The organism is Enterobacter cloacae complex sp. OE43NF (assembly GCF_023544405.1).
Lineage (GTDB): Bacteria > Pseudomonadota > Gammaproteobacteria > Enterobacterales > Enterobacteriaceae > Enterobacter > Enterobacter cloacae.
Genome location: NZ_JAMJFW010000009.1, coordinates 1 through 24,151, shown reverse-complemented (window position 1 = coordinate 24,151; position 24,151 = coordinate 1). Strand labels below are relative to the sequence as shown.

At 54.7% G+C, this 24,151-nt stretch carries 22 protein-coding genes and 5 tRNA genes; 17 read left to right on the top strand and 10 right to left on the bottom strand.

The genetic code is table 11. The features are described 5' to 3' along the window. Positions 1-10 precede the first annotated feature (10 nt). Positions 11-298 carry an HTH-type transcriptional regulator gene (locus M8370_RS06155; RefSeq protein WP_013094972.1) on the bottom strand — a complete coding sequence of 96 codons (288 nt, stop codon included), beginning with the start codon at positions 296-298 and terminating at the stop codon, positions 11-13. Positions 299-629: 331 nt separating this feature from the next. Between M8370_RS06155 and M8370_RS06150 the strand changes: the two genes are divergently transcribed. Both M8370_RS06150 and cspE read left to right on the top strand, forming a co-directional pair. Next, the gene (locus M8370_RS06150) at positions 630-1,340 is read left to right on the top strand and encodes a DUF3053 domain-containing protein (RefSeq protein ID WP_013094974.1); all 711 of its coding nucleotides are present in this window, start codon (positions 630-632) and stop codon (positions 1,338-1,340) included. Between the two features lie 246 nt (positions 1,341-1,586). Then, the gene (gene cspE / locus M8370_RS06145) at positions 1,587-1,799 is read left to right on the top strand and encodes a transcription antiterminator/RNA stability regulator CspE (RefSeq protein WP_003860775.1); all 213 of its coding nucleotides are present in this window, start codon (positions 1,587-1,589) and stop codon (positions 1,797-1,799) included. Positions 1,800-1,857: 58 nt separating this feature from the next. On the opposite strand, the gene ghrB is transcribed toward cspE, so the two are convergent. The 6 genes from ghrB to M8370_RS06115 all read right to left on the bottom strand — a co-directional run bounded on the left by ghrB (position 1,858) and on the right by M8370_RS06115 (position 7,893). Next, positions 1,858-2,832 (bottom strand): glyoxylate/hydroxypyruvate reductase GhrB, encoded by a 975-nt coding sequence (ghrB, locus tag M8370_RS06140; protein WP_047024128.1) that lies wholly within the window; start codon positions 2,830-2,832, stop codon positions 1,858-1,860. A gap of 26 nt (positions 2,833-2,858) precedes the next feature. Further along, positions 2,859-4,139 (bottom strand): MFS transporter, encoded by a 1,281-nt coding sequence (locus tag M8370_RS06135; RefSeq protein WP_013094976.1) that lies wholly within the window; start codon positions 4,137-4,139, stop codon positions 2,859-2,861. Positions 4,140-4,254: 115 nt separating this feature from the next. Continuing rightward, the gene (locus M8370_RS06130; RefSeq protein ID WP_250020654.1) at positions 4,255-5,193 is read right to left on the bottom strand and encodes a sugar kinase; all 939 of its coding nucleotides are present in this window, start codon (positions 5,191-5,193) and stop codon (positions 4,255-4,257) included. Positions 5,194-5,196: 3 nt separating this feature from the next. Continuing rightward, on the bottom strand, positions 5,197-5,946 hold the full coding sequence (locus M8370_RS06125) for a sugar phosphate isomerase/epimerase family protein (protein ID WP_023620073.1): 750 nt from the start codon (positions 5,944-5,946) through the stop codon (positions 5,197-5,199). A gap of 104 nt (positions 5,947-6,050) precedes the next feature. Beyond that, complete coding sequence (locus M8370_RS06120) at positions 6,051-7,067, bottom strand: LacI family DNA-binding transcriptional regulator (protein ID WP_013094979.1); 1,017 nt, start codon at positions 7,065-7,067, stop codon at positions 6,051-6,053. A gap of 163 nt (positions 7,068-7,230) precedes the next feature. Further along, the gene (locus M8370_RS06115; protein WP_248032033.1) at positions 7,231-7,893 is read right to left on the bottom strand and encodes an OmpA family lipoprotein; all 663 of its coding nucleotides are present in this window, start codon (positions 7,891-7,893) and stop codon (positions 7,231-7,233) included. 164 nt (positions 7,894-8,057) lie between these two features. On the opposite strand from M8370_RS06115, the gene M8370_RS06110 reads away from it, so the two are divergent. Then, positions 8,058-10,379, top strand: coding sequence for a molybdopterin guanine dinucleotide-containing S/N-oxide reductase (locus tag M8370_RS06110; RefSeq protein WP_284038863.1), 2,322 nt, complete (start codon positions 8,058-8,060; stop codon positions 10,377-10,379). On the opposite strand, the gene M8370_RS06105 is transcribed toward M8370_RS06110, so the two are convergent. Both M8370_RS06105 and tag read right to left on the bottom strand, forming a co-directional pair. Next, on the bottom strand, positions 10,342-10,788 hold the full coding sequence (locus tag M8370_RS06105; RefSeq protein ID WP_250020652.1) for an N-acetyltransferase: 447 nt from the start codon (positions 10,786-10,788) through the stop codon (positions 10,342-10,344). The two genes, M8370_RS06110 and M8370_RS06105, sit on opposite strands and share 38 nt — an antisense overlap. Further along, the gene (tag, locus tag M8370_RS06100; protein WP_013094984.1) at positions 10,766-11,347 is read right to left on the bottom strand and encodes a DNA-3-methyladenine glycosylase I; all 582 of its coding nucleotides are present in this window, start codon (positions 11,345-11,347) and stop codon (positions 10,766-10,768) included. Before tag ends, M8370_RS06105 begins: the two co-directional genes overlap by 23 nt. 159 nt (positions 11,348-11,506) lie before the next feature. Between tag and M8370_RS06095 the strand changes: the two genes are divergently transcribed. From M8370_RS06095 to dppF, 9 genes are all read left to right on the top strand, one after another. Continuing rightward, positions 11,507-12,205, top strand: coding sequence for an autotransporter domain-containing protein (locus M8370_RS06095; protein ID WP_023620076.1), 699 nt, complete (start codon positions 11,507-11,509; stop codon positions 12,203-12,205). A gap of 238 nt (positions 12,206-12,443) precedes the next feature. After that, positions 12,444-13,646 (top strand): L-lactate MFS transporter, encoded by a 1,203-nt coding sequence (locus tag M8370_RS06090; protein ID WP_058679187.1) that lies wholly within the window; start codon positions 12,444-12,446, stop codon positions 13,644-13,646. A 239-nt stretch (positions 13,647-13,885) separates the two neighbouring features. Continuing rightward, complete coding sequence (gene eptB, locus M8370_RS06085) at positions 13,886-15,580, top strand: kdo(2)-lipid A phosphoethanolamine 7''-transferase (protein ID WP_023620079.1); 1,695 nt, start codon at positions 13,886-13,888, stop codon at positions 15,578-15,580. Positions 15,581-15,671: 91 nt separating this feature from the next. Continuing rightward, a tRNA-Pro gene (locus M8370_RS06080) sits at positions 15,672-15,748 on the top strand. Positions 15,749-16,368: 620 nt separating this feature from the next. After that, positions 16,369-17,976, top strand: coding sequence for a dipeptide ABC transporter periplasmic-binding protein DppA (gene dppA / locus M8370_RS06075; RefSeq protein WP_023620080.1), 1,608 nt, complete (start codon positions 16,369-16,371; stop codon positions 17,974-17,976). A gap of 160 nt (positions 17,977-18,136) precedes the next feature. Then, complete coding sequence (dppB, locus tag M8370_RS06070; RefSeq protein ID WP_014830232.1) at positions 18,137-19,156, top strand: dipeptide ABC transporter permease DppB; 1,020 nt, start codon at positions 18,137-18,139, stop codon at positions 19,154-19,156. Between the two features lie 9 nt (positions 19,157-19,165). Beyond that, positions 19,166-20,068, top strand: coding sequence for a dipeptide ABC transporter permease DppC (gene dppC / locus M8370_RS06065; protein ID WP_020684504.1), 903 nt, complete (start codon positions 19,166-19,168; stop codon positions 20,066-20,068). 10 nt (positions 20,069-20,078) lie between these two features. Further along, positions 20,079-21,062, top strand: a complete 984-nt coding sequence (dppD, locus tag M8370_RS06060) for a dipeptide ABC transporter ATP-binding protein (RefSeq protein ID WP_013094994.1) — start codon at positions 20,079-20,081, stop codon at positions 21,060-21,062. Continuing rightward, a complete protein-coding gene (gene dppF, locus M8370_RS06055; protein ID WP_014830234.1) occupies positions 21,059-22,072 on the top strand; it encodes a dipeptide ABC transporter ATP-binding subunit DppF in 1,014 nt (337 codons plus the stop codon). Before dppD ends, dppF begins: the two co-directional genes overlap by 4 nt. 43 nt (positions 22,073-22,115) lie before the next feature. Here dppF and coaA read toward each other — a convergent pair whose 3' ends face one another. Continuing rightward, positions 22,116-23,066, bottom strand: a complete 951-nt coding sequence (gene coaA, locus M8370_RS06050; protein WP_013094996.1) for a type I pantothenate kinase — start codon at positions 23,064-23,066, stop codon at positions 22,116-22,118. A 317-nt stretch (positions 23,067-23,383) separates the two neighbouring features. Between coaA and M8370_RS06045 the strand changes: the two genes are divergently transcribed. From M8370_RS06045 to M8370_RS06025, 5 genes are all read left to right on the top strand, one after another. After that, positions 23,384-23,459 (top strand) — tRNA-Thr (locus M8370_RS06045). A gap of 8 nt (positions 23,460-23,467) precedes the next feature. Beyond that, positions 23,468-23,552: transfer RNA gene (locus tag M8370_RS06040), tRNA-Tyr, on the top strand. Positions 23,553-23,669: 117 nt separating this feature from the next. Continuing rightward, positions 23,670-23,744: transfer RNA gene (locus tag M8370_RS06035), tRNA-Gly, on the top strand. A 6-nt stretch (positions 23,745-23,750) separates the two neighbouring features. Beyond that, positions 23,751-23,826: transfer RNA gene (locus M8370_RS06030), tRNA-Thr, on the top strand. 118 nt (positions 23,827-23,944) lie between these two features. After that, on the top strand, positions 23,945-24,151 hold a 207-nt coding region (locus tag M8370_RS06025; protein WP_021242225.1), incomplete at its 3' end, for a GTP-binding protein.

The window sequence follows — 24,151 nt, the reverse complement described above, 5'->3', positions numbered from 1 at the left end:
CGGTACTGCATCACGCTATCTGTTTGCTGAGTGCAGGGTTGGCCTGAATCAGGCGCATCAGCTTTAACTCGGTTGGCGTGGGTTTCTCTCGTTTCGACTCCCACTCCAGCACCATCGCTACGCTGACACCCATCGCTCTGGCGAATTCATCTGTTTTTAAACCTGTCCCTTTGCGCAATTGCTCATATTCTGTAAAGGGATTGGATTTCTGTTGCAGGGTTACTGTCTGCGGTACATCTTTAAAAATAATCTGTTCCAGGCTGCTCAGCAGCTCAAACTCAGGATCTTTATATTCCATTGAGAACTCCTCTTAAATCACACACCGGGATCAAGAACATCAGAGAGCCCATTAAGAATAGTCCCTAATACAAACGAAGGATCATCACGCTTGTGATTAATCGTGCGGTAACGATCGCTTTATCCGTTTCAGCTATGCGGATAGTTATGCTAATTACCTGATTAACCATATGTCGGCTTCGCCAGGTATTTTTTTGTAAAGAGTAAGAAATAAAATGGCAATAGCCGTTTTGCATGAAAAGAGTATCTTGCAGCGCTGACCTGGACTATCCTTGTCAGCGTTGGGCACGCGTGTGCCGATGTGCGCTTTTTTGGGTGAAAGGAGTAATGAAATGGCGACAGGAAAGTCCTGCTCTCGCTGGTTTGCGCCTATTGCGGCGTTGTTGATGGTTGTTAGCCTGAGTGGGTGTTTTGATAAAGAAGGCGATCAGCGCAAAGCGTTTATCGATTTTCTGCAGAATACAGTGATGCGCAGCGGCGAGCGTTTGCCGACGCTGACTGCGGATCAGAAAAAACAGTTTGGCCCCTTCGTGTCTGATTACGCCATTCTGTATGGTTATTCACAGCAGGTAAGCCAGGCGATGGACTCCGGCATTCGTCCGGTTGTGGATAGCGTTAACGCCATCCGTGTCCCGCAGGATTATGTCACCCAACGTGAACCGCTTCGCCAGTCTAACGGTGCGCTCGGCGTGCTGAGCCAGCAATTGCAGAACGCGAAAATGCAGGCTGACGCGTCACGTTCCGCGCTGAAACAGGGCGACGATCTCAAACCGGTCTTCGACAAAGTGTATGAGAAAGTGGTGACCAAACCTTCGGATGCCCTGCAACCGCTGATCCCCGCCGCGCAGATCTTCACGCAGCAGCTGGTTCAGGTAGGGGATTTTATCTCCCAGCAGGGAACGCAGGTGAGCTTTGTTGCCAACGGTATTCAGTTCCCAACCTCGCAGCAGGCGAGTCAGTACAATACGCTGATTGGGCCGCTGGCCTCTCAGCACCAGGCCTTTAGTCAGGCATGGAGCGCAGCCGTCGCTGCCACAGAATAAACCGAAAAAACCCCGCTTCAGGCGGGGTTTTTTACTTATGACTAAAATAACGCTTGTCATTCCTCTACCACATCGGTATAACTGTTCGCGTCGGTTTGTTACACAGACCTAAAGCAGTTTAGTAAAGCAGTCCAGATTGTTATCCATAGATACCCTTCGTAGTGACCCTTCCTTCATCGCTTAAAAATCTGTAACGCAACCCATCAAGCCGGAAGGCACAATATATTTGTTAATTAAGGTAATTCTATGTCTGCTAAAATGACTGGTCTGGTAAAATGGTTCAACGCTGATAAAGGTTTCGGCTTCATCACTCCTGACGATGGCTCTAAAGACGTGTTCGTACACTTCTCTGCTATCCAGAACGATGGCTACAAATCTCTGGACGAAGGTCAGAAAGTGTCCTTCACCATCGAAAGCGGCGCTAAAGGCCCAGCAGCTGGTAACGTTGTAAGCCTGTAAGCTTCCAACCCAGTAGCAAAGAATTTAAAAACCCGCCTTCTGGCGGGTTTTTTCGTTTCTACTGTTGGACCTGTGGATTGACGCAGTTTTTCTCCACGTTTCCGTTCAGCGCGGCGATCAGATTATCCACCGCGGTGGCCGCCATGTTGTAACGCGTCTCGTGCGTCGCAGAACCAATATGGGGCAGCGCGACCACGTTAGGCAGCGAAAGCAGCGGCGAATCCACCGGCAGCGGCTCCTGTTCAAACACGTCCAGACCGGCCGCATGGATCTCACCGTTTTGTAGCGCCTCAATTAATGCCTTCTCATCCACGACCGGGCCACGACCCGCATTGATGAAAATGGCGGATTTCTTCATCTTTTCAAACGCCGCTTTGCCAATCAGATGCCGGGTTTCGTCCGTCAGAGGCAGGATCAGACAGACAAAATCCGCTTCCTGCAACAGCGTATCCAACTCGCAATAGCGGGCGTTGAAGCGTTCTTCGGCTTCGCTGTGATGGCGACGTGCGTTATACAGAATCGGCATGTTAAAACCGAAATGCGCACGCTGCGCCAGCGCCAGGCCGATCCGGCCCATGCCAACAATCCCCAGCGTTTTGCCATGAACATCCACACCGAACCAGTCCGGGCCGATGCTTTTTGTCCACTCGCCCGCTTTGACGCGATCGGCCACCTCCACCACGCGGCGGGCAGTGCTGAGCATCAGCGCCATCAGCGTATCGGCCACGGTCTCCGTCAGGGCATGTGGCGTATGCATCAGCAGGATGTTGCGCGCGTTGAGGGCGTCCACGTCAAAATTGTCGTAACCCACGGAAACGGTTGAGGTAGCACGAAGCTTCGGCATTTTTTCCAGCAACGCGACATCCACTTTTTCGCTTGAACCCAGCAGGCCTTCGGCCCGGGCGAACGCCCCGGCGTGTTGTGCCACCGTCTCCGGGCTTAGGTTCTTCACCTGCGTGACGGTGAAGTGTTCTTCCAGGCGTTTTTGCAGATCATCAGGCAGTGCTTTATACAAAATGACGGACGGCTTCATGCTTATCTCCGTTGATTTTTAATGATTCAGGCGTGGCGTGCGCCGACGGGGAGTTGTTGATTATTAGCAGGCTTAACAATCAGAGTAAGCCATACTGAGGCGAAAAGCGCCACTCCCATAAAGATGTATGAGGCTGACGGGCTGCCGGTTGCACCGTTCAGGTAACCGACGAACCAGGAGCCGCAGAAAGAACCGAGCGCACCCATACTGTTAATCAGTGCCATCGCGCCGCCTGCCACATTACGCGGCAGCATCTCCGGGATGATGGCGAAGAAGGGACCATACGGGGCGTACATCGCCGCACCGGCAATCACCAGCAGCGTATAGGAGACCCAGAAGTGGTTTGCGCCCACGGCCCAGGAGCCGATGAAAGCAAAGGCAGCGATCAGCAGCAGTGGCCAGACAAACAGCTTACGATTTTGCAGTTTGTCCGATGCCCAGGAGACGATGATCATCGCGATAGTTGCCGCCAGATAGGGCACGGAGGAGAGCCAGCCGACTTCCACCATACCGAGATTTTCCCCGCCGCTGCGGATAATTGACGGCAACCACAGTACGAAACCGTACACGCCTATACTCCAGGTAAAATACTGCGCGCACAGCAGGATCACGTTGCGGGAGCGGAAGGCTTCGCCATAGTTACGCACCGCCTTCAGCCCTTGCTGCTCTTTATCCAGCTGCGCCTGCAGTGCGGCTTTTTCATCTTCGGAGAGCCATTTCGCCTGAGCAGGCTTATCTTTTACCAGCACCCACCAGCAGAAAGCCCAGATGATTGCCGGCACCCCTTCGATGATAAACATCTCGCGCCAGCCGAAAGACTGGATCAGGTAGCCGGACACCACTGACATCCACAGCACGGTGACCGGGTTACCGAGGATCAGGAAGGTGTTCGCACGGGAACGTTCAGATTTGGTAAACCAGTTGCTGATGTAGATCAGCATTGCGGGCATCACCGCCGCCTCAACTACCCCAAGGATAAAGCGAATAGCGGCCAGGGCAGGGATATTATTGACCACGCCGGTAAGCGACGCGCAGGCGCCCCACAGGATCAGACAGACGAAGATCAGCTTACGCACGCTGCGGCGTTCGGCGTAGATCGCGCCGGGGATCTGGAAGAAGAAGTAGCCCAGGAAGAAAAGGGCGCCCAGCAGAGATGAAATACCTTTGGTGATCCCGAGGTCTTCGGTGATCCCCGCGGCGGATGCGAAACTGAAGTTGGCACGATCAAGGTACGCCAGGCTGTACGTGATAAACACGATTGGCATGATGTACCACCAGCGTTTTACTGCATTGGTCGAACTGTTCATAGGCTTGCCTCTGTTGTTGAGGTTGTTACCGCCGTTGTCTGTAGGGTACACGGTGGTTTAATTATATGTGCGGGTCGTTGCCCTCACCCTGGCCCTCTCCCACGGGAGAGGGGATTTACTCGTTAAGCTGCGCGCGCGTCGGCAATCCTTCACTGTCGCCCTGCACCTGAATGGCCAGCGAGCCGATCCAGTTGCCCCGGGCGATGGCCTGCGGTAGCAGTTTGCCTTCCAGCAGGGCGCTAATGACCCCGACGGCAAAGCCATCGCCCGCGCCGACGGTATCGACTACGTTCTCAACCTTCACGGCCGCGACCGCGCCCTGTTCACCATCCGCGGTTTTAAACCATGCGCCATCGGCACCGGTTTTCAGTACCACCGCTTTTACCCCTTTATTCAGGTAAAAATCGGCAATCCCTTCCGGCGTATTTTCACCGGTGAGGATCACGCCTTCTTTCACCCCCGGCAGAAGCCAGTCCGCCTGGAATGCCAGACGGTTCAGCTTCTCGACCATCTCCGCCTCGCTTTTCCACAACACCGGGCGCAGGTTAGGATCGAAAGAGATCGTTTTCCCCTGAGCCTTCATGGTGGTCGCGGCATGATCGAGCAGCTCATACGAGCTGGCCGACAACGCGGCTGCCACACCGCTCAGGTGCAGATGGCGTGCACTCGCAAAGTACTCGGCGTGATAATCTTCCACCGAGAGATGGCTTGCCGCCGACCCTTTGCGGAAGTATTCCACGATGGGATCGGTTCCATTTTCGACTTTAGATTTAAGCTGAAAGCCGGTCGGGAAGCGTCCATCGAGCGTCACGCCTGCGGCATCAATCCCCTCTTTTTCCAGCGAATCAAGAACGAAGTGACCAAAGCTGTCGTCACCCACGCGGCTGACCCAGCCTGTTTTCAGGCCGAGGCGTGCCAGCCCCGTTGCCACATTCAGCTCTGCGCCTGCCACGCGTTTGATAAAGTGCTCAACCGTGCTCAGCTCACCGGTTTCGGTAGCGACAAACATCGCCATGGCTTCACCGATAGTGATCACATCCAGTGTCTTGTGCATGGTTTACTCCTCGCGCAGCAGGTTAACGTAATGCCGGGTGACAGCGGTTAAGTCCGCCCCTTCCAGCGGGAACTCGATCCCGCGTGGTGCATCGGCAGGCAACTGACTGAGCAGAGCCAGCCAGCGCGCATCGGCGCGATCCGGCGCGACGGCGCGGAACTGCGCTTTATGCGGTACAGCGGCTTTCACGTGGATATAGCTGACCGCCGGAGCCAGACGGGTTGCCGCTTCTTCCGGCGAGTCGCCGACCCACAGCCAGTTACCCATGTCGAAGGTCAGCGTGACGGGGAGCGCCATTTCCCGGCAGGCGGCCTGGAAACGCTGCATCGGCGCAAGCTGGCCGCAGTCGGTCTGGTCGTTTTCCACCACCAGTGCCATGCCGCTCTCATTGAGCAAAGCGCGCAGGGCGGTAAGCGGCCGGGTGCCGCTGAAATGACCCAGGGATACCTTCAGCCACAGCGCGTTGAGCGTGCTGGCTTCGGAAAGGTAGCGGGGAAGGTCGGGGTTGAGGGTACCGTCGGGCATAAACAGGGGGGCGGGGGCGGAATAACACGCCAGCAGGCCCAGCAGCTCAATGGATTCGCCCAGCGCAGGCAGCGCCTGTAGCTCTTCACTGTTGAACAGCTCCCGGCGGATCTCTACGCCGTCGGCACCCGCACCGGCAATTACGGGCAGCATCGCCCGTTGGCCGCCAGCCTGTCGCACCTGATCCGCACCATACGCGGCGGTGACCACCATTATTTTTCTGCCCATTCAGGAACTCCATCAAACGTACATCGATACTATTACGCTAGATGGAACCGGTTCCAAAGAAAAGTTCAGGATGTTGAATTTATGATCGTCATCACAAGGGGAAATTAACGGGCGGTGGAGCCGCGGACAATCAGCTCGCCAGAAAAGACCTGCTCGCGCACGGCATCGCTGATCCCTTCAATGCGACGAACCACTTGTTCAACAGCGGCATAGCCGATTTGCCAGGTCGGCTGTTTGAGCGTGGTGATGCCTACCCCGGCCAGTTCAGCCCACTCCAGTTCATCGAAGCCCAGCAGGCCGATATCGCTGCCCCAGTGCAGGCCAATGCGTTTGAGCGAGCGGGCGACCTGAAGCGTCAGCGCCCCGTTGGCCGAAATCACAGCTTTGCGCATCCCGCGATGGCGCGTGTGGAACTGACGCAGAGTATTGTCGAGCTGGTCGGCTTCATGAAGCGGAGTTTCGGCGTTTTCGGCGATCACTCCGGGATAACGCTCCAGGGTGGCACGAAATGCGTTCAGGCGCTCGCGACGGGTATTCACCATGCCCAGCGGCTCGCTCAGGAACAGAATTGCTTCGAAGCCCTGTTCGATCAGATGCTCGGTTGCAGTCGTGGCCGCCTGGGTATTATCCAGCCCGACAACGTCGCAGGCGAATTCCGGGATTTTACGATCGATGAGCACCATCGGCAGGGAAGACTGTTGCAGCCGATTTAACCCTTCCTCGCGCATACCCACGGCATTGACCACGATACCTTCCACCTGGTAGCTGCGCAGCAGATCGAGATAATGCAGCTCCTGGTCCACCTCGTTGTTGGTGTTACAGACCAGCGGGGTAAAACCTTTCTCGCGACAGGCGGCTTCGATACCGCTCAGCACGTTTACCGAGTAGGGGTTGGTAATATCGGCGATGATAAGCCCGATAAGACGGGTACGGCCACGTTTAAGTCCGCGCGCCATGATGCTGGGGCGGTAGTCGAGATCGGCAATGGCCTGTTCAATACGTGCCAGCAGCGCATCGGAAAGCAGGTGTTTCTCGCCGTTGAGATAGCGTGAAATACTGGTTTTACCGGTTCTGGCGGCTTTCGCCACGTCGCTGATGGTGGCCCGCGTTGGTTTGCTCATCACTGAATTCCCTGACTTTAGTGAGAATACCTTAGCGGGAAAATCAACGATGGCAAGTGGTTCATTATGGAAGGTGCTGCTTGATGTCCTCACATCAACCCTCTCCCACGGGAGAGGGCGCAAACACTTAAAACGGCAACGAATGTTGCCGTTTTGCTTCTACTTACTGCACAGGACTCAACGTAATCTCAACGCGGCGGTTCTGCGCTTTGCCTTCCGCCGTGCTGTTGCTGGCGATAGGGTTTGCCGGGCCCATACCGCTGGTGCGGATACGGTTCGCTTCAACGCCCTGGGTGATCAGCGAGCTGGCCACGGAATCAGCACGCTGCTGAGACAGACGCATGTTCAGCTCCTGGCTGCCGGTGCTGTCGGTGTAGCCAATCACATTCACGGCGGTCTTGTTGTACTCTTTTAGCACCATCGCCACGCCGGTCAGGGTATTCGCACCGGCAGGTTTCAGCGTTGCGCTGCTGCTGTCGAAGGTCACGTTGTTAGGCATATTCAGGATGATGTTGTCACCGCTGCGCGTGACGCTCACGCCTGTGCCTTTCATTTTGTCGCGCAGCTTCGCTTCCTGCACATCCATGTAATAACCCATGCCGCCACCGAGCGCTGCGCCTGCCGCTGCGCCAATCAGCGCACCTTTACCGCGGTCTTTTTTGGAGGAGGAGAGCGCACCTACACCCGCCCCGACCAGTGAACCGATACCCGCGCCGATGCCGGATTTACCCGCTTCGCGTTCACCGGTGTATGGGTTTGTTGTGCAGCCAGAAACCGCCAGTGCACCGCTCACCAGAGCGGCAATAACGAGTACGCGTTTTTTCATCTTCTTTCCTTAATCCTTTTTATTCTTTGCCACGACGGACGTGGCAGTTGATTATGACGTCCGGATACGGAGAAAATTCCGGGGATAACTCTGAAATTTGTGACAAACCATAAACGGCCTCAATAACAAGACCGTAAACCTGCACGCAACCAGGAGCGCACGCTTTGAGCACCTCAACAAAAACCATTCTGACCGCCGCCCACTGGGGGCCGATGCTGGTCGAAACCGACGGCGAAAATGTCCTGTCTTCCCGTGGGGCATTGCCAACACAACACCCCAACTCTTTACAGACCGTCGTTCGCGATCAGGTGCACAGCAAAACCCGCGTGCGCTGGCCGATGGTGCGTAAAGGATTTCTGGCTTCGCCGGACAAGCCGCAGGGCATTCGTGGTCAGGATGAGTTTGTGCGTGTGAGCTGGGATGACGCGCTGGCGCTGATCCACGCCCAGCACAAGCGCATTCGCGACAGCTATGGGCCTGCATCCATTTTTGCCGGCTCTTACGGCTGGCGTTCTAACGGCGTGCTGCATAAAGCATCGACATTGCTGCAGCGCTACATGAGCCTGGCCGGCGGCTACACGGGCCATCTGGGGGATTACTCCACCGGCGCGGCGCAGGCGATCATGCCGTACGTCGTCGGCGGTAATGAGGTTTATCAGCAGCAGACCAGCTGGCCGCTGGTACTGGAGCATACCGAGGTGGTGGTGCTGTGGAGTGCCAACCCTCTCAACACGCTGAAAATTGCCTGGAATGCTTCCGACGAGCAGGGTATTGGCTATTTTGATGCGCTGCGCAAGAGCGGTAAGCGCATCATCTGTATTGACCCCATGCGCTCTGAAACCCTGGATTTCTTTGGTGACAGTGCCGAATGGCTCGCCCCGCATATGGGGACTGACGTGGCGATGATGCTGGGTATCGCCCACACGCTGGTAGAGAATGGCTGGCACGACGCCGACTTCCTCGCGCGTTGCACATCGGGCTTCGACAAATTCGCCGATTATCTGACGGGTAAAACGGATGGTGTTGCCAAAACGGCAGCGTGGGCAGCAAGTATTTGTGGCATTCCGGCTGACAAGCTCCGTGAACTGGCCGCGTTGTTCCATGAAAACACCACGATGTTGATGTCCGGTTGGGGCATGCAGCGCCAGCAGTTTGGCGAGCAAAAACACTGGATGCTGGTGACGCTTGCCGCGATGCTCGGGCAAATTGGTACGCCGGGCGGCGGGTTTGGGCTCTCTTATCACTTCGCCAATGGCGGCAACCCCACCCGTAAAGCCGCCGTGCTGGCCTCCATGCAGGGATCGGTGAAGGGCGGCGTTGATGCCGTGGATAAAATTCCGGTGGCGCGTATTGTTGAAGCCCTGGAAAACCCGGGCGGATTTTATCAGCATAACGGTCTGGACCGCCATTTCCCGGATATTAAGTTTGTCTGGTGGGCGGGTGGGGCGAATTTCACGCACCATCAGGATACCAATCGTCTTATCCGCGCCTGGCAGAAGCCGGAGCTGGTGGTGATTTCGGAATGCTTCTGGACCGCCTCCGCCAAACATGCCGATATCGTGCTGCCGGCCACGACTTCGTACGAGCGTAACGATCTCACCATGACCGGTGACTACAGCAATCAGCATATGGTGCCGATGAAGCGTGTGGTCGCACCGCGGGATGAAGCGCGTGATGATTTTGACGTATTTGCGGAACTGAGCGAACGGTGGGAAGCGGGCGGTCGTGAGCGTTTCACCGAAGGGAAAACCGATCTTGAGTGGCTGGAAACGTTCTATCAGATTGCTGCTCAGCGCGGTGCGGCCCAGGGGGTGACGCTGCCGCCGTTTGCGGAATTCTGGGAAGCGAACGCGATTTTCGAAATGCCGGAGAGCGAGCAGAACGCGCAGTTTGTCCGTTTCGCCGATTTCCGTCGCGACCCGGAGAACCATCCGCTGAAAACCGAGAGCGGAAAGATTGTGATTTACAGTGAGCGCATTGCCCGCTTTGGGTACGCGGATTGTCCTGCGCATCCCACATGGCTTGAACCGGATGAGTGGCACGGCAATGCCCAGCCTGAGCAGCTCCAGGTGTTATCCGCGCACCCCGCGCATCGCCTGCACAGCCAGCTTAATTATTCGTCGCTGCGCGAGCAGTATGCGGTCGCCGGGCGGGAGCCGATCACGCTTCATGCTGAAGATGCGAAAGCGCGCGGGATTGCGGATGGCGATCTGGTGCGCGTCTGGAACCATCGTGGGCAGGTGTTGGCCGGAGCGGTGGTGAGCGACGGAATCAAACCAGGCGTGATCTGCATCCACCAGGGCGCGTGGCCGGACCTGGACGAGAGCGGTATTTGTAAAAACGGTGCCGTTAACGTGCTGACCAAAGATCTCCCCAGCTCGAAGCTGGGGAATGGCTGTGCAGGCAATACGGCGCTGGCATGGGTCGAGAAATACCAGGGACCCGAGCTTACTCTGACGGCGTTTGATCCGCCTGCCAGCTCATGATCCACGTCGGGTGTTGGGTGTCATCCTGCCAGGCGCTGTCTTCGATACGAAAGCCCTGAGCATGGTAGAAATTCACCGCCCGGACATTTTTTTGATACACCTCCAGGCTTAAATGCGGGAAGCGCTGTTGAACGTGGGTCAGCAGCGCGCGTCCGATGCCTTTGCCGATGTACGCCGGTGCGACAAATAGTGCGCCGACAAACTGAGACTGCATCACGCTGATAAACCCGTAAGGTTCGCCATCCTGTTCCCAGACCCAGGTTTCGGCCGACGGCAGATAAACGTCCCGCACCATGGCTTCGTTCTCTTTCCAGTAGCTCGCCTCAATAAACGGATGCGCTTCCGTGGTACTTTCAAGCCATAGGCTCAAAAGCGACGCGGTATTCTCACTTTGCCATTTGCGGATCATGATGGCCTCCCGGATGACAGAAGCAGCCGGTAACATGGTCATTGACCAGGCCACAGGCCTGCATAAAGGCGTAGCAGATGGTGGAGCCGACAAACTTAAAGCCGCGTTTTTTCAGCGCTTTCGAGAGTGCGTCCGAGGCCGGAGTCGAGGCGGGAATTTCCGCGAGCGTGGCGGCCTGCGTGATTTGCGGATCGTTATTCACAAACGTCCAGACAAACTCTGAGAACGGTTCACCGTTTTGTTCCATTGCCAGATAAGCGCGTGCGTTACCGATAATGGCCTGGATCTTACCACGATGGCGGATGATGCCTGCATCCTGCACCAGTCGCTCCACGTCGTCGTCGGTCATCGCGGCGACCCGGACGGGATCGAACTGATGAAAGGCATTGCGGTAGTTTTCGCGTTTCTTCAATACCGTAATCCATGACAAACCCGCCTGCTGACCCTCCAGGCAGATCATCTCGAAAAGTTTTTTGCCGTCCGTTTCCGGCACGCCCCATTCCCGATCGTGATAGTCGATATAGAGCTGATCCTGGCTTACCCAACCGCAACGTTGCATCGGTTATCTCCCTTATGACACGGTTATCGCAAAAATTTCATTCCGTCAGGCTTGACGTGTGACCTGTAAAGACAATAGTTAATACAGGGCCATAAGCCCTAAAAACCTCTTCCTGAACAATGATAAAAATCGCCGAATTCGGCTCTCTCTGGAGTCGCTTTGATGATAAAAAAAATCAGTGGTCGCCATGCTGTTTCTGGCCTGGTGGGGATTTCAGCCTGTCTGCTTTCTGGTCACTCAGCATTTGCCTGGCAACAGGAATATATCGTTTCAGACCCGCAAAGTAATACGGCGGAACGCTATACATGGGATGCGGATCACCAACCGCGTTATGACGATATCCTGGCGGAGCGCATCCAGTCTTCGCAAAATGCGCCGGGGCTGGCTCTGAATCTGCCCTCTGGCTCGACCTCCGCGGGGGCGATGAGCGTCGGCTGGAATTTTCCGCTGGCGGGTCATGTCACGACCGGCCCGGTGGTGGCATGGCGTTATGACGGCACCACGCCCATGATGATTAATGAGTTTGGTGATAGCGTGACAACCCAGGCGCTGACCGATCCCCTGTGGCATGCCAGCGTGAGTACGCTAGGCTGGCGCGTGGATACGCAATATGGCGAACTTCGTCCCTGGGCGCAGATTAGCTATAACCAGCAGTATGGTGAAAATCAGTGGAAATCCCAGTTCGGGATGCCGCAAACGCCTGCCCCGGCTCAAAATGGCAACTGGATGGATGTCACCGTAGGCACCGATATTCCTTTCACCTCGCACATGGCGGCGTATGCTTCCTTAGCGCAAGGGGAGGACAGCACGACGGGAGAGCAGTTTTTGTACACGCTGGGCGTAAGTGCAAATTTCTAACGTTGTTACTATTTTAAACGTCACGTTAACATCTTGAATACAATAACCGTGGGGGTTGTAGCGATAGCGTGCACTAACATTCTGTCGCTTCATTCCCCGGCAAGGTCGTTCATTCCCGATTCCAGGCATTTCATTCCGTTTCTCCTGCATCTCATGCCGTTTTCCCCCAGCGGGATCAGGGTTTTGTTTATCGTTGTCCTCAGCAAATTCCCTTACTTTCTCTTGCAGGACAACTGCCATGATTACATCTTCCTACAATCGTACACGCTGGCTGACGCTCTTTGGCACCATCGTCACCCAGTTTGCGTTGGGCTCGGTCTATACCTGGAGCCTGTTTAACAGTGCCCTTTCCGACAAGCTCGGTGCGCCGATCAGTCAGGTGGCGTTCTCTTTCGGTTTGCTAAGCCTTGGGCTGGCGCTGTCCTCTTCGGTTGCGGGCAAATTGCAGGAGCGGTTCGGCGTGAAACGCGTCACGATGGCCTCGGGGATCCTGCTGGGATTGGGCTTTTTCCTGACGGCGTATTCAAACAACCTGATGATGCTCTGGCTGAGCGCCGGGGTACTGGTTGGTCTGGCGGACGGTGCCGGTTATCTGCTGACCCTGTCAAACTGCGTCAAATGGTTCCCGGAGCGTAAAGGGTTAATCTCCGCGTTTGCCATCGGTTCTTATGGCCTGGGCAGCCTCGGATTTAAATTTATCGACTCTCATCTGCTGGCGTCGGTTGGCCTCGAAAAAACCTTCATGATCTGGGGGGCTATCGTCCTGGTGATGATCCTGTTTGGCGCGACCCTGATGAAAGACGCACCGCAGCAGGAAGTGAAAACCGTTAACGGCGTGGTGGAGAATGACTTCACCCTGGCTCAATCCATGCGTAAACCCCAGTACTGGATGCTGGCGGTGATGTTCCTGACAGCCTGCATGAGTGGCCTGTATGTGATTGGTGTGGCGAAAGATATCGCGCAGGGCATGGTTAAACTGGATGCCATGACGGCGGCAAACGCGGTGACCGTGATCTCTATCGCTAACCTGTCTGGTCGTCTGGTGCTGGGTATCCTGTCCGATAAAATTGCCCGCATCCGCGTGATTACCCTTGGACAGGTGGTTTCACTGGTGGGTATGGCGGCTCTGCTGTTTGCGCCCCTGAATGAAGCGACTTTCTTTGCTGCGATTGCCTGCGTGGCCTTTAACTTCGGCGGCACCATCACGGTGTTCCCGTCACTGGTGAGCGAGTTCTTTGGTCTGAACAACCTGGCGAAAAATTACGGCGTGATTTACTTAGGCTTTGGCATCGGCAGCATTTGCGGCTCGTTAATTGCCTCGCTGTTCGGCGGATTCTATGTCACCTTCTGCGTAATATTCGCCCTGTTGATTATTTCACTGGCCCTGTCGACGACGATTCGGCAGCCGCAGCGCGAAGTGTTTAATGAAGCACATGCTTAACCTAAATTAAAGAGGCCTTAACGGCCTCTTTAACTTTTATTTGATATGCTTCCAGACTTGTTATTTTGTAAAAATTTGCACCGATCACATTCTCCGCTGCCACTTTTCTCTCCCGCTGTGGTCTACTTACGGCGCTTGTAGACGTTTCTGATAACGCTTTCTTACGCATTTACTTACTCTGTCCGCTTTCTCACTGAGATTCGGCGGGTCTTTATACCCCTTCCCCCAGGGTTGTTTGCATGAAATACATTAGGTCTATTACCCAGCAAAGATTGTGTCTGATGCTGGCTGTCTATATCGGATTATTTCTGAATGGCGCGGTGCTGTTCAGACGAGTGGAAGGTTATTTCGAAGACCTCACCGTAAGAAATGGAATTTTTGCCGCTATTGAAGTGTTCGGCTCAGTCCTCGCTACATTTTTCTTGTTACGCCTGTTATCTCTCTTCGGCCGTCGCACGTGGCAAATTCTGGCCTCGCTGGTGGTGATAATTTCCGCCGCCGCCAGCTATTACATGACCTTTATGAACGTCGTCATTGGCTACGGTATCGTTGCGTCGGTAATGACCACTGACATTGACCTCTCGAAAGAGGTTGTGGGTAAAGGCTTTATCGTCTGGACAATTTTAACCTGTCTGCTCCCACTCTTCTTTATCTGGAGTAATACCTGCCGCTATACGTTGTTACGCCAGTTGCGCACTCGTGGACAGCGGATCCGCACTGTCGCCGTGGTCCTGCTGGCCGGTTTGCTGGTATGGGCGCCTATTCGCCTGATGGAAAAACAGCAAAAACGCATCGAAAAGGCAACGGGTGTCGATATGCCAAGCTATGGCGGAGTTGTGGCCAACTCGTATCTGCCGTCAAACTGGCTTTCAGCGTTAGGTCTCTATGCCTGGGCGCAGGCGGATGAATCCAGCGATGTGAAATCGCTGATGAATCCGACCAAAAAATTCCACTACGAGGCACCCGCTGACGGGCTCGATGATACTTACGTCGTGTTTGTTATTGGTGAAACAACGCGCTGGGATCATATGGGTATTCTGGGCTATGACCGTGATACCACGCCTAAACTGGCACAGGAAAAGAACCTGGTGGCTTACCGCGGCTATTCTTGTGATACCGCCACAAAGCTTTCGCTGCGCTGTATGTTTGTACGTGAAGGCGGTGCGAGTGATAACCCGCAGCGTACCCTTAAAGAGCAGAATGTATTTGCCGTACTAAAGCAGCTTGGCTTCAGCTCAGACTTGTTCGCCATGCAAAGTGAGATGTGGTTCTACACCAACACCCTTGCCGATAACATCGCGTACCGTGAGCAGATTGGCGCCGAGCCGCGTAACCGCGGTAAGACCGTTGATGACATGCTGCTACTCTCAGAAATGGAGCAGTCGCTGAAAAATCATCCGCAGGGTAAGCATCTTATTGTTCTGCACACCAAAGGATCGCACTACAGCTACTATCAGCGTTACACGCGTGATTTCGCAAAATGGCAACCTGAGTGCATCGGTATTAATAAATACTGCAGCAAGCAGGAGCTGATTAATGCCTATGATAACTCGGTGCTGTATGTGGATACGTTCCTCAGCCGGGTAATTGACCAGCTTCGCGATAAGAAAGCGATTGTGATCTATGCGGCTGATCACGGCGAGTCCATCAACGAGCAAGAGCATTTGCACGGTACGCCGCGTAAGCTGGCGCCGCCGGAGCAATTCCGTGTACCGATGATTATGTGGATGTCAGATAAGTACCTGGAGAACCCTGACAAAGCCAAAATGTTTGCTCATCTGAAACAGCAGGCAGAAATTAAGGTACCGCGCCGTCACGTTGAGTTGTACGACACCATCATGGGTTGCCTGGGTTATACCTCTCCGGACGGGGGGATTAACGAAAATAACAACTGGTGCAAACTGCCTGAAAGCAGCCAGAAAGCCGCGCAGTAACTTGCCTGGCGAGTTTATCGCCAGTTGGATGGCTTTTTTAAATTAAGGGATTGACGGGGGCGCACCTCAGCAGTAAGATGCGCTCCGCATTCGGCGAGTAGCGCAGCTTGGTAGCGCAACTGGTTTGGGACCAGTGGGTCGGAGGTTCGAATCCTCTCTCGCCGACCACATTCAAAAAAGGGCTAACCGCAAGGTTAGCCCTTTTTGCATTAACGCTTTATTCGTCCAGATTAGCCAAAACACCTCTTAGTCCTGCTTCTTCCTGCCTGTTCGTGATTTTGTGACATAATCCATTGTATTTTTTTATATATAGATTGATCTTTTTTCGCGTTGCTTATGGATAACCTCAGCATTTTTCGCTGTGCGTTTTAACGTTCGCGGTATTTAGTGCTCAGATAATCACCGTTCTGCAAGAAAATTTACCCATTCTGAATAAAAGTTAATCACTGATTGTTGCGAAATATGAAGATATTTGTGCTGCAACATGACGAGTAGCATAAATTTCCCTGCTGAAAACTGGCGTACATAGTTTTTTTAATCTTTGTTTGCGGTTTCTCACACTCAGCGTAAATCCCCGTCACCTGTATTGACGTTTTCACATTCTGTTGACAGATTGTAGGGCACGAGGGGCATTTCAGGGACGATCTGCGCTGCAACTCCAACGCTCTTCTGAAAGGATTCTCCATCCCTTTAACGCCTTCGGGCATCACCGACCGGACCGGGTAAAAAATAAATAAAGGTCAGGCGGCGTAACACAACAAAGCAAAACATCACATTGGAGCAGAATAATGAGTATTTCCTTGAAGAAGTCAGGGATGCTGAAGCTTGGTCTGAGCCTGGTGGCTATGACCGTGGCAGCAAGCGTACAGGCAAAAACCCTGGTTTACTGTTCTGAAGGCTCGCCGGAAGGCTTTAACCCACAGCTCTTTACCTCTGGTACGACTTACGACGCAAGCTCTGTGCCGATCTATAACCGTCTGGTTGAATTCAAAACCGGCACCACGGAAGTGATTCCTGGCCTGGCGGAGAAGTGGGACGTCAGCGAAGACGGTAAAACCTATACCTTCCACCTGCGCCAGGGCGTGAAGTGGCAGGACAGCAAAGAATTCAAACCAACGCGCGACTTCAACGCCGATGACGTTGTGTTCTCCTTCGATCGTCAGAAAAACGCTCAGAACCCGTACCACAAAGTGTCCGGCGGCAGCTATGAGTACTTCGAAGGGATGGGTCTGCCAGACCTGATCGCTGAAGTGAAAAAAGTGGACGATAAAACCGTTCAGTTCGTGCTGACTCGCCCGGAAGCGCCATTCCTGGCAGACCTGGCCATGGACTTCGCCTCTATCCTCTCTAAAGAGTACGCGGACAACATGCTGAAAGCCGGCACGCCGGAAAAAGTGGACCTGAACCCAATCGGTACCGGTCCGTTCCAGCTGCTGCAGTACCAGAAAGACTCCCGTATTCTGTACAAAGCGTTCCCGGGCTACTGGGGTACCAAACCACAGATCGACCGTCTGGTCTTCTCCATCACGCCTGACGCGTCTGTGCGTTACGCAAAACTGCAGAAAAACGAATGCCAGGTTATGCCCTACCCGAACCCGGCTGATATCGCCCGCATGAAGCAGGACAAGAATATCAACCTGATGGAGCAGGCTGGCCTGAACGTGGGCTATCTCTCCTTCAACACCGAGAAGAAACCGTTTGATGACGTGAAAGTGCGTCAGGCGCTGACTTATGCGGTGAACAAAGAAGCGATCATCAAGGCCGTTTACCAGGGCGCCGGCGTTGCGGCTAAAAACCTGATCCCGCCAACCATGTGGGGCTATAACGATGACGTTAAAGACTACACCTACGACCCAGAGAAAGCGAAAGCGCTGCTGAAGGAAGCAGGGCAGGATAAAGGCTTTACCGTTGAACTGTGGGCGATGCCGGTACAGCGTCCGTACAACCCGAACGCACGCCGTATGGCTGAAATGGTTCAGGCTGACTGGGCGAAAATCGGCGTTCAGGCCAAGATTGTCACCTACGAGTGGGGCGAGTATCTGAAGCGCGCCAAAGCGGGTGAGCATCAGGCAGTGATGATGGGCTGGACCGGTGACAACGGGGATCCGGACAACTTCTTCGCCACCCTCTTCAGCTGTGCGGCGGCAAAAGACGGCTCTAACTACTCTCGCTGGTGTTACAAGCCGTTTGAAGACCTGATCCAGCCGGCGCGTGCCACCGACGATCACAACAAACGTATTGAACTCTACAAGCAGGCACAGGTTGTTATGCACGATCAGGCTCCGGCTCTGATTGTTGCTCACTCCACTGTGTACGAGCCAGTGCGCAAAGAAGTGAAAGGCTACGTGGTTGATCCGCTGGGCAAACACCACTTCGAAAACGTATCTGTTGAATAATCAGTAGGGTGTTCTCCCTCTCCCTGTGGGAGAGGGCAGGGGTGAGGGGCTTGCATGCTAGCCCTCACCCTAACCCTCTCCTGCGGGAGAGGGAATTTACATTTGTGAGCAATACAGACGCCACGCCACTGGTCGTGCGTCTTCAGAGAGAATCCGGGTTATGTTGCAGTTCATCCTCCGACGTCTGGGACTTGTCATCCCCACGTTTATCGGTATCACCCTTCTCACTTTTGCCTTCGTCCATATGATCCCCGGCGACCCGGTAATGATTATGGCGGGCGAGCGTGGTATTTCCCCTGAACGTCATGCGCAGCTGCTGGCTGAACTCGGCCTCGATAAGCCGATGTGGCAGCAGTACCTCCACTATATCTGGGGCGTCATGCACGGTGACTTAGGGATTTCACTGAAAAGCCGTCTTCCGGTGTGGGACGAGTTCGTGCCGCGTTTTAAAGCGACACTGGAGCTTGGCATCTGCGCCATGATTTTTGCCACTGCGGTGGGTATCCCTGTCGGGGTGCTGGCTGCCGTTAAACGTGGCTCTATTTTTGACCATACCGCCGTGGGCCTGGCGCTGACCGGCTACTCCATGCCGATCTTCTGGTGGGGCATGATGCTGATTATGCTGGTCTCGGTGCAGCTTAACCTGACGCCGGTCTCCGGACGCGTCAGCGATATGGTCTTCCTCGATGATTCCAACCCGCTGACCGGCTTTATGCTGATTGATACGGCGATATGGGGCGAAGAGGGCAACTTTATTGATGCGGTCGCGCATATGATCCTGCCGGCGATGGTGCTCGGCACGATCCCTCTGGCGGTAATCGTGCGTATGACCCGTTCGTCAATGCTGGAAGTGCTGGGCGAGGATTATATTCGTACCGCGCGTGCCAAGGGCCTGACGCGTATGCGAGTCATCATCGTTCATGCGCTGCGTAACGCCATGCTGCCGGTGGTGACCGTTATCGGTCTGCAGGTGGGTACGCTGCTGGCAGGGGCGATCCTGACCGAAACCATCTTCTCCTGGCCGGGCCTTGGCCGCTGGCTGATTGACGCGCTGCAACGCCGTGACTATCCGGTCGTGCAGGGCGGTGTATTGCTGGTCGCGACGATGATTATTCTCGTCAACCTGCTGGTCGATTTGCTGTACGGCGTGGTGAACCCGCGTATTCGTCATAAGAAGTAAGGGGCCATCATGTCACACGTTTCTGAAAATAAAGTGGTTGCTGCACCGGTTCCAATGACGCCGCTGCAGGAATTCTGGCACTACTTCAAGCGTAATAAAGGCGCGGTAGTGGGGCTGGTCTATGTCTCTGTCATGATCCTGATTGCCGTGTTTGCAAACGTGCTTGCACCGTATAACCCGGCCGATCAGTTCCGTGACGCGCTGCTGGCCCCCCCTGCATGGCAGGACGGCGGGAGCCTGGCTCACCTCTTGGGTACCGATGATGTGGGTCGCGACGTATTGTCGCGTCTGATGTACGGCGCGCGTCTGTCGCTGCTGGTGGGCTGCCTGGTGGTGGTGCTGTCCCTGATCATGGGGATCATCCTCGGCCTGGTTGCGGGTTATTTTGGCGGCATTGTTGATAACATCATCATGCGTATCGTCGACATCATGCTGGCGCTGCCAAGCCTGCTGCTGGCCCTGGTGCTGGTGGCGATATTTGGCCCGTCGATCGGTAATGCCGCGCTTGCGCTGACCTTCGTGGCACTCCCTCACTACGTGCGTTTAACCCGTGCGGCAGTGCTGGTGGAAGTGAACCGCGACTACGTCACCGCGTCCCGCGTGGCCGGTGCCGGTGCGATGCGCCAGATGTTCGTCAATATCTTCCCGAACTGCCTTGCGCCGCTGATTGTTCAGGCGTCGCTCGGCTTCTCTAACGCCATTCTTGATATGGCCGCTCTTGGCTTCCTGGGCATGGGTGCGCAGCCGCCAACACCGGAGTGGGGCACGATGCTCTCCGACGTGTTGCAGTTCGCACAAAGCGCCTGGTGGGTTGTCACCTTCCCGGGTCTGGCAATTCTGCTGACGGTGCTGGCATTTAACCTGATGGGTGATGGTCTGCGCGATGCACTTGATCCCAAACTGAAGCAGTAAGAGGCACGAGATGGCGTTATTAAATGTAGATAAATTATCGGTGCACTTCGGCGATGAAGGCACCCCGTTTCGCGCCGTGGACCGCATCAGCTACAGCGTAAATCAGGGCGAAGTGGTTGGCATTGTTGGGGAATCCGGTTCCGGTAAGTCGGTAAGCTCACTAGCGATTATGGGGCTGATCGATTATCCGGGCCGCGTGATGGCGGAAAACCTGCAGTTCAATGGTCAGGATCTGAAGCGCATTTCCGAGAAACAGCGCCGCCAGCTGGTGGGCGCGGAAGTGGCGATGATCTTCCAGGATCCGATGACCAGCCTGAACCCCTGCTACACCGTGGGCTTCCAGATTATGGAGGCGATCAAGGTCCATCAGGGCGGTAACAAGAAAACCCGTCGTCAGCGGGCGATCGACCTGCTGAACCAGGTGGGGATCCCTGACCCGGCATCGCGCCTTGATGTCTACCCGCATCAGCTTTCTGGCGGGATGAGTCAGCGTGTGATGATCGCGATGGCAATTGCCTGTCGGCCAAAACTGCTGATTGCCGATGAGCCGACCACAGCGCTGGACGTGACCATCCAGGCGCAAATCATCGAGCTGCTGCTGGAACTGCAGCAGAAAGAGAACATGGCGCTGGTGCTGATTACGCACGACCTGGCGCTGGTGGCTGAAGCAGCACACAAAATCATCGTGATGTATGCAGGGCAGGTGGTGGAGACCGGAAGTTCGCATGATATCTTCCGTGCACCGCGTCATCCGTATACCCAGGCGCTTTTACGTGCGCTGCCGGAGTTTGCCCAGGATAAAGCGCGTCTGGCGTCGCTTCCGGGTGTGGTACCAGGTAAATATGACCGTCCGCAGGGCTGCCTGCTGAATCCGCGTTGCCCGTATGCGACGGATAAATGCCGTGCAGAAGAGCCTGAGCTGAACCAGCTGGCTGACGGTCGTCAGTCGAAATGCCACTACCCACTCGATGATGCCGGGAGGCCAACACTATGAGTACGCAACAGGCCACCACGCAACAACCGCTGTTGCAGGCTATCGACCTGAAAAAACACTACCCGGTGAAGAAGGGGATTTTTGCCCCTGAGCGCCTGGTGAAAGCGCTGGACGGCGTCTCCTTTACCCTCGAACGCGGTAAAACGCTGGCGGTGGTCGGGGAGTCGGGCTGCGGCAAATCAACCTTAGGCCGTCTGCTGACGATGATTGAAACGCCTACCGGCGGCGAGCTCTATTATCAGGGGCAGGATCTGCTCAAGCACGATCCGCAGGCGCAGAAGCTGCGTCGCCAGAAAATCCAGATTGTGTTCCAGAACCCGTACGGTTCATTGAACCCGCGCAAGAAAGTGGGGCAGATTCTGGAAGAGCCGCTGCTGATTAACAGTAATCTCAGCAAAGAGCAGCGTCGTGAAAAAGCGCTGGCGATGATGGCGAAAGTCGGCCTGAAAACCGAGCATTACGATCGCTACCCGCATATGTTCTCTGGCGGCCAGCGCCAGCGTATCGCCATCGCCCGTGGCCTGATGCTCGACCCGGATGTCGTGATTGCCGATGAACCGGTCTCAGCGCTCGACGTTTCCGTGCGCGCACAGGTGCTGAATCTGATGATGGATCTGCAGCAGGAGCTGGGGCTGTCTTACGTATTTATCTCCCACGACCTGTCGGTGGTAGAGCATATCGCTGATGAAGTGATGGTGATGTATCTGGGGCGCTGCGTGGAGAAGGGGACGAAAGATCAGATCTTTAATAACCCTCGCCACCCATACACCCAGGCGCTGCTCTCTGCGACACCGCGCCTGAACCCGGACGATCGTCGTGAGCGTATTAAGCTGACCGGTGAACTGCCAAGTCCGTTGAATCCACCTCCGGGATGTGCATTCAACGCCCGTTGCAGTCGCCGCTTTGGCCCTTGCACCCAACTACAGCCGCAGCTGAAAGATTATCGCGGTCAGCTGGTGGCCTGCTTTGCGGTCGATCAGGATGAAAACGGCGAAAAGCCGCAGGCGTAAACAAAAAAACCGGCGTTAAGCCGGTTTTTTTATGTCTGCTAACCTATTTCCGCAAACGAATCTGGTCGACAGCGTGTTTCTCGCTCTTGGTGAGGATCAGGCTCGCCCGCTCGCGGGTAGGGAGAATGTTCTCTTTCAGGTTTACGTAGTTGATCTCGTTCCACAGACCTGTCGCCACCTTCACCGCCTCTTCTTCAGAAAGCTGGGCGTAGTGATGGAAATAGGAGTCCGGGTCGGTGAACGCCCCTTCGCGGAACTTCAGGAAGCGGTTGATATACCAGCTTTGCAGCAAATCTTCCGGTGCATCGACATAAATAGAGAAATCGACGAAGTCAGAGACAAACACGTGATGCGGATCGTGAGGATAATCCATCCCACTTTGCAGCACATTTAACCCTTCCAGAATCAGAATGTCTGGCTGCACCACCGTTTTGTCTCCGCCCGGAATGCGATCGTAGATCAGGTGCGAATAGACCGGCGCCGTGACGTTAGGCACGCCGGATTTCAGGTCAGAGACAAATTTCACCAGACGGTGCATGTCATAAGAGAGCGGGAAGCCCTTCTTCTTCATCAGCCCGCGTTCTTTTAACACCTCATTGGGGTGCAGAAAGCCGTCGGTGGTGATCAGCTCCACGCTGCGGTGTTCTGGCCAGCGGCTCAGGAGAGCCTGCAAGACACGCGCGGTTGTGCTTTTACCTACCGCCACGCTGCCAGCAATACTGATGATATAAGGAATGCGTTGACCATTGGTTCCAAGGAACTGCTCCAGCACCGCCTGACGGCGCAGGTTGGAACTGATATAGAAGTTAAGCAAGCGTGAGAGGGGGAGATAAATTTCTGCCACTTCTTCCAGGGACAGATCTTCGTTTATCCCTTTTAACCGTGCGATTTCACCTTCCGTCAGCGTCATAGGGACGGAATCACGCAGGGCAGCCCACTGGCTGCGGTTAAAGTGAAGATAAGGCGTCATTAACGTTTGCTCTTTTTTGCTCATAAGCATGCTTCAGTGAGCCAGCATCACACTGCCGGATCATGGCTCATCACACAGTTAATTTTGGACAATGGGCAGGAGGTTAACACCAGATGACAGGAATAATAAGAAAAAAGATGGAAAGCGCTGCGTTACGCGGAAGCCGTCACGCTACGGCGTATGCGATGCAATTCGCTCATATATGTTGAATATTTGACCGCTAATGATTACTTTTACAGCGCTTGATGCGTGGTTAGCATAAAATGTGAGCGAAAGAACGTTTTATGCAAATTTTTAGTTGCATGACCGCGCAGGTATCCATAGAATGCGCGCTACTTGATGCCGACTTAGCTCAGTAGGTAGAGCAACTGACTTGTAATCAGTAGGTCACCAGTTCGATTCCGGTAGTCGGCACCATCAAGTCCGGTGGGGTTCCCGAGCGGCCAAAGGGAGCAGACTGTAAATCTGCCGTCACAGACTTCGAAGGTTCGAATCCTTCCCCCACCACCACTTTCTGGCAGCGTAAATGCCGCCGGAGCTGGTTTAAAAGCTGAATCAGCTCGAACTTAAAAAGAGAGAAATCTCTTTTTTTGTTACAGAAAGAACTGGGTAGCCGAGTTTCAGGATGCGGGCATCGTATAATGGCTATTACCTCAGCCTTCCAAGCTGATGATGCGGGTTCGATTCCCGCTGCCCGCTCCAATACGTGCTGATATGGCTCAGTTGGTAGAGCGCACCCTTGGTAAGGGTGAGGTCCCCAGTTCGACTCTGGGTATCAGCACCACTTCACTTCTCCTTCCCGTTTCTCTCTGTTTCAATTTTACTTGATTCAACAGTTCAGGCATTTCGCCTGGTTGATGTGGTGATATCACCGATTTATCCGTGTCTTAGAGGGACAATCGATGTCTAAAGAAAAGTTTGAACGTACAAAACCGCACGTTAACGTCGGTACTATCGGCCACGTTGACCATGGTAAAACAACGCTGACCGCTGCAATCACTACCGTTCTGGCAAAAACCTACGGTGGTTCTGCTCGTGCATTCGACCAGATCGATAACGCACCAGAAGAAAAAGCTCGTGGTATCACCATCAACACCTCTCACGTTGAG

Excerpts from the sequence above, each read along its gene's own strand:
- M8370_RS06125 (WP_023620073.1), bottom strand. The coding sequence starts at position 5,946 with ATGGGCAGAAAAATAATGGTGGTCACCGCCGCGTATGGTGCGGATCAG.
- M8370_RS06090 (WP_058679187.1), top strand. The coding sequence starts at position 12,444 with ATGATTACATCTTCCTACAATCGTACACGCTGGCTGACGCTCTTTGGC.
- dppB (WP_014830232.1), top strand. The coding sequence starts at position 18,137 with ATGTTGCAGTTCATCCTCCGACGTCTGGGACTTGTCATCCCCACGTTT.
- M8370_RS06150 (WP_013094974.1), top strand. The coding sequence starts at position 630 with ATGGCGACAGGAAAGTCCTGCTCTCGCTGGTTTGCGCCTATTGCGGCG.
- dppD (WP_013094994.1), top strand. The coding sequence starts at position 20,079 with ATGGCGTTATTAAATGTAGATAAATTATCGGTGCACTTCGGCGATGAA.
- tag (WP_013094984.1), bottom strand. The coding sequence starts at position 11,347 with ATGCAACGTTGCGGTTGGGTAAGCCAGGATCAGCTCTATATCGACTAT.
- cspE (WP_003860775.1), top strand. The coding sequence starts at position 1,587 with ATGTCTGCTAAAATGACTGGTCTGGTAAAATGGTTCAACGCTGATAAA.
- ghrB (WP_047024128.1), bottom strand. The coding sequence starts at position 2,832 with ATGAAGCCGTCCGTCATTTTGTATAAAGCACTGCCTGATGATCTGCAA.
- dppF (WP_014830234.1), top strand. The coding sequence starts at position 21,059 with ATGAGTACGCAACAGGCCACCACGCAACAACCGCTGTTGCAGGCTATC.
- dppC (WP_020684504.1), top strand. The coding sequence starts at position 19,166 with ATGTCACACGTTTCTGAAAATAAAGTGGTTGCTGCACCGGTTCCAATG.
- dppA (WP_023620080.1), top strand. The coding sequence starts at position 16,369 with ATGAGTATTTCCTTGAAGAAGTCAGGGATGCTGAAGCTTGGTCTGAGC.
- M8370_RS06135 (WP_013094976.1), bottom strand. The coding sequence starts at position 4,139 with ATGAACAGTTCGACCAATGCAGTAAAACGCTGGTGGTACATCATGCCA.
- coaA (WP_013094996.1), bottom strand. The coding sequence starts at position 23,066 with ATGAGCAAAAAAGAGCAAACGTTAATGACGCCTTATCTTCACTTTAAC.
- M8370_RS06130 (WP_250020654.1), bottom strand. The coding sequence starts at position 5,193 with ATGCACAAGACACTGGATGTGATCACTATCGGTGAAGCCATGGCGATG.
- M8370_RS06155 (WP_013094972.1), bottom strand. The coding sequence starts at position 298 with ATGGAATATAAAGATCCTGAGTTTGAGCTGCTGAGCAGCCTGGAACAG.
- M8370_RS06115 (WP_248032033.1), bottom strand. The coding sequence starts at position 7,893 with ATGAAAAAACGCGTACTCGTTATTGCCGCTCTGGTGAGCGGTGCACTG.
- eptB (WP_023620079.1), top strand. The coding sequence starts at position 13,886 with ATGAAATACATTAGGTCTATTACCCAGCAAAGATTGTGTCTGATGCTG.
- M8370_RS06120 (WP_013094979.1), bottom strand. The coding sequence starts at position 7,067 with ATGAGCAAACCAACGCGGGCCACCATCAGCGACGTGGCGAAAGCCGCC.
- M8370_RS06105 (WP_250020652.1), bottom strand. The coding sequence starts at position 10,788 with ATGATCCGCAAATGGCAAAGTGAGAATACCGCGTCGCTTTTGAGCCTA.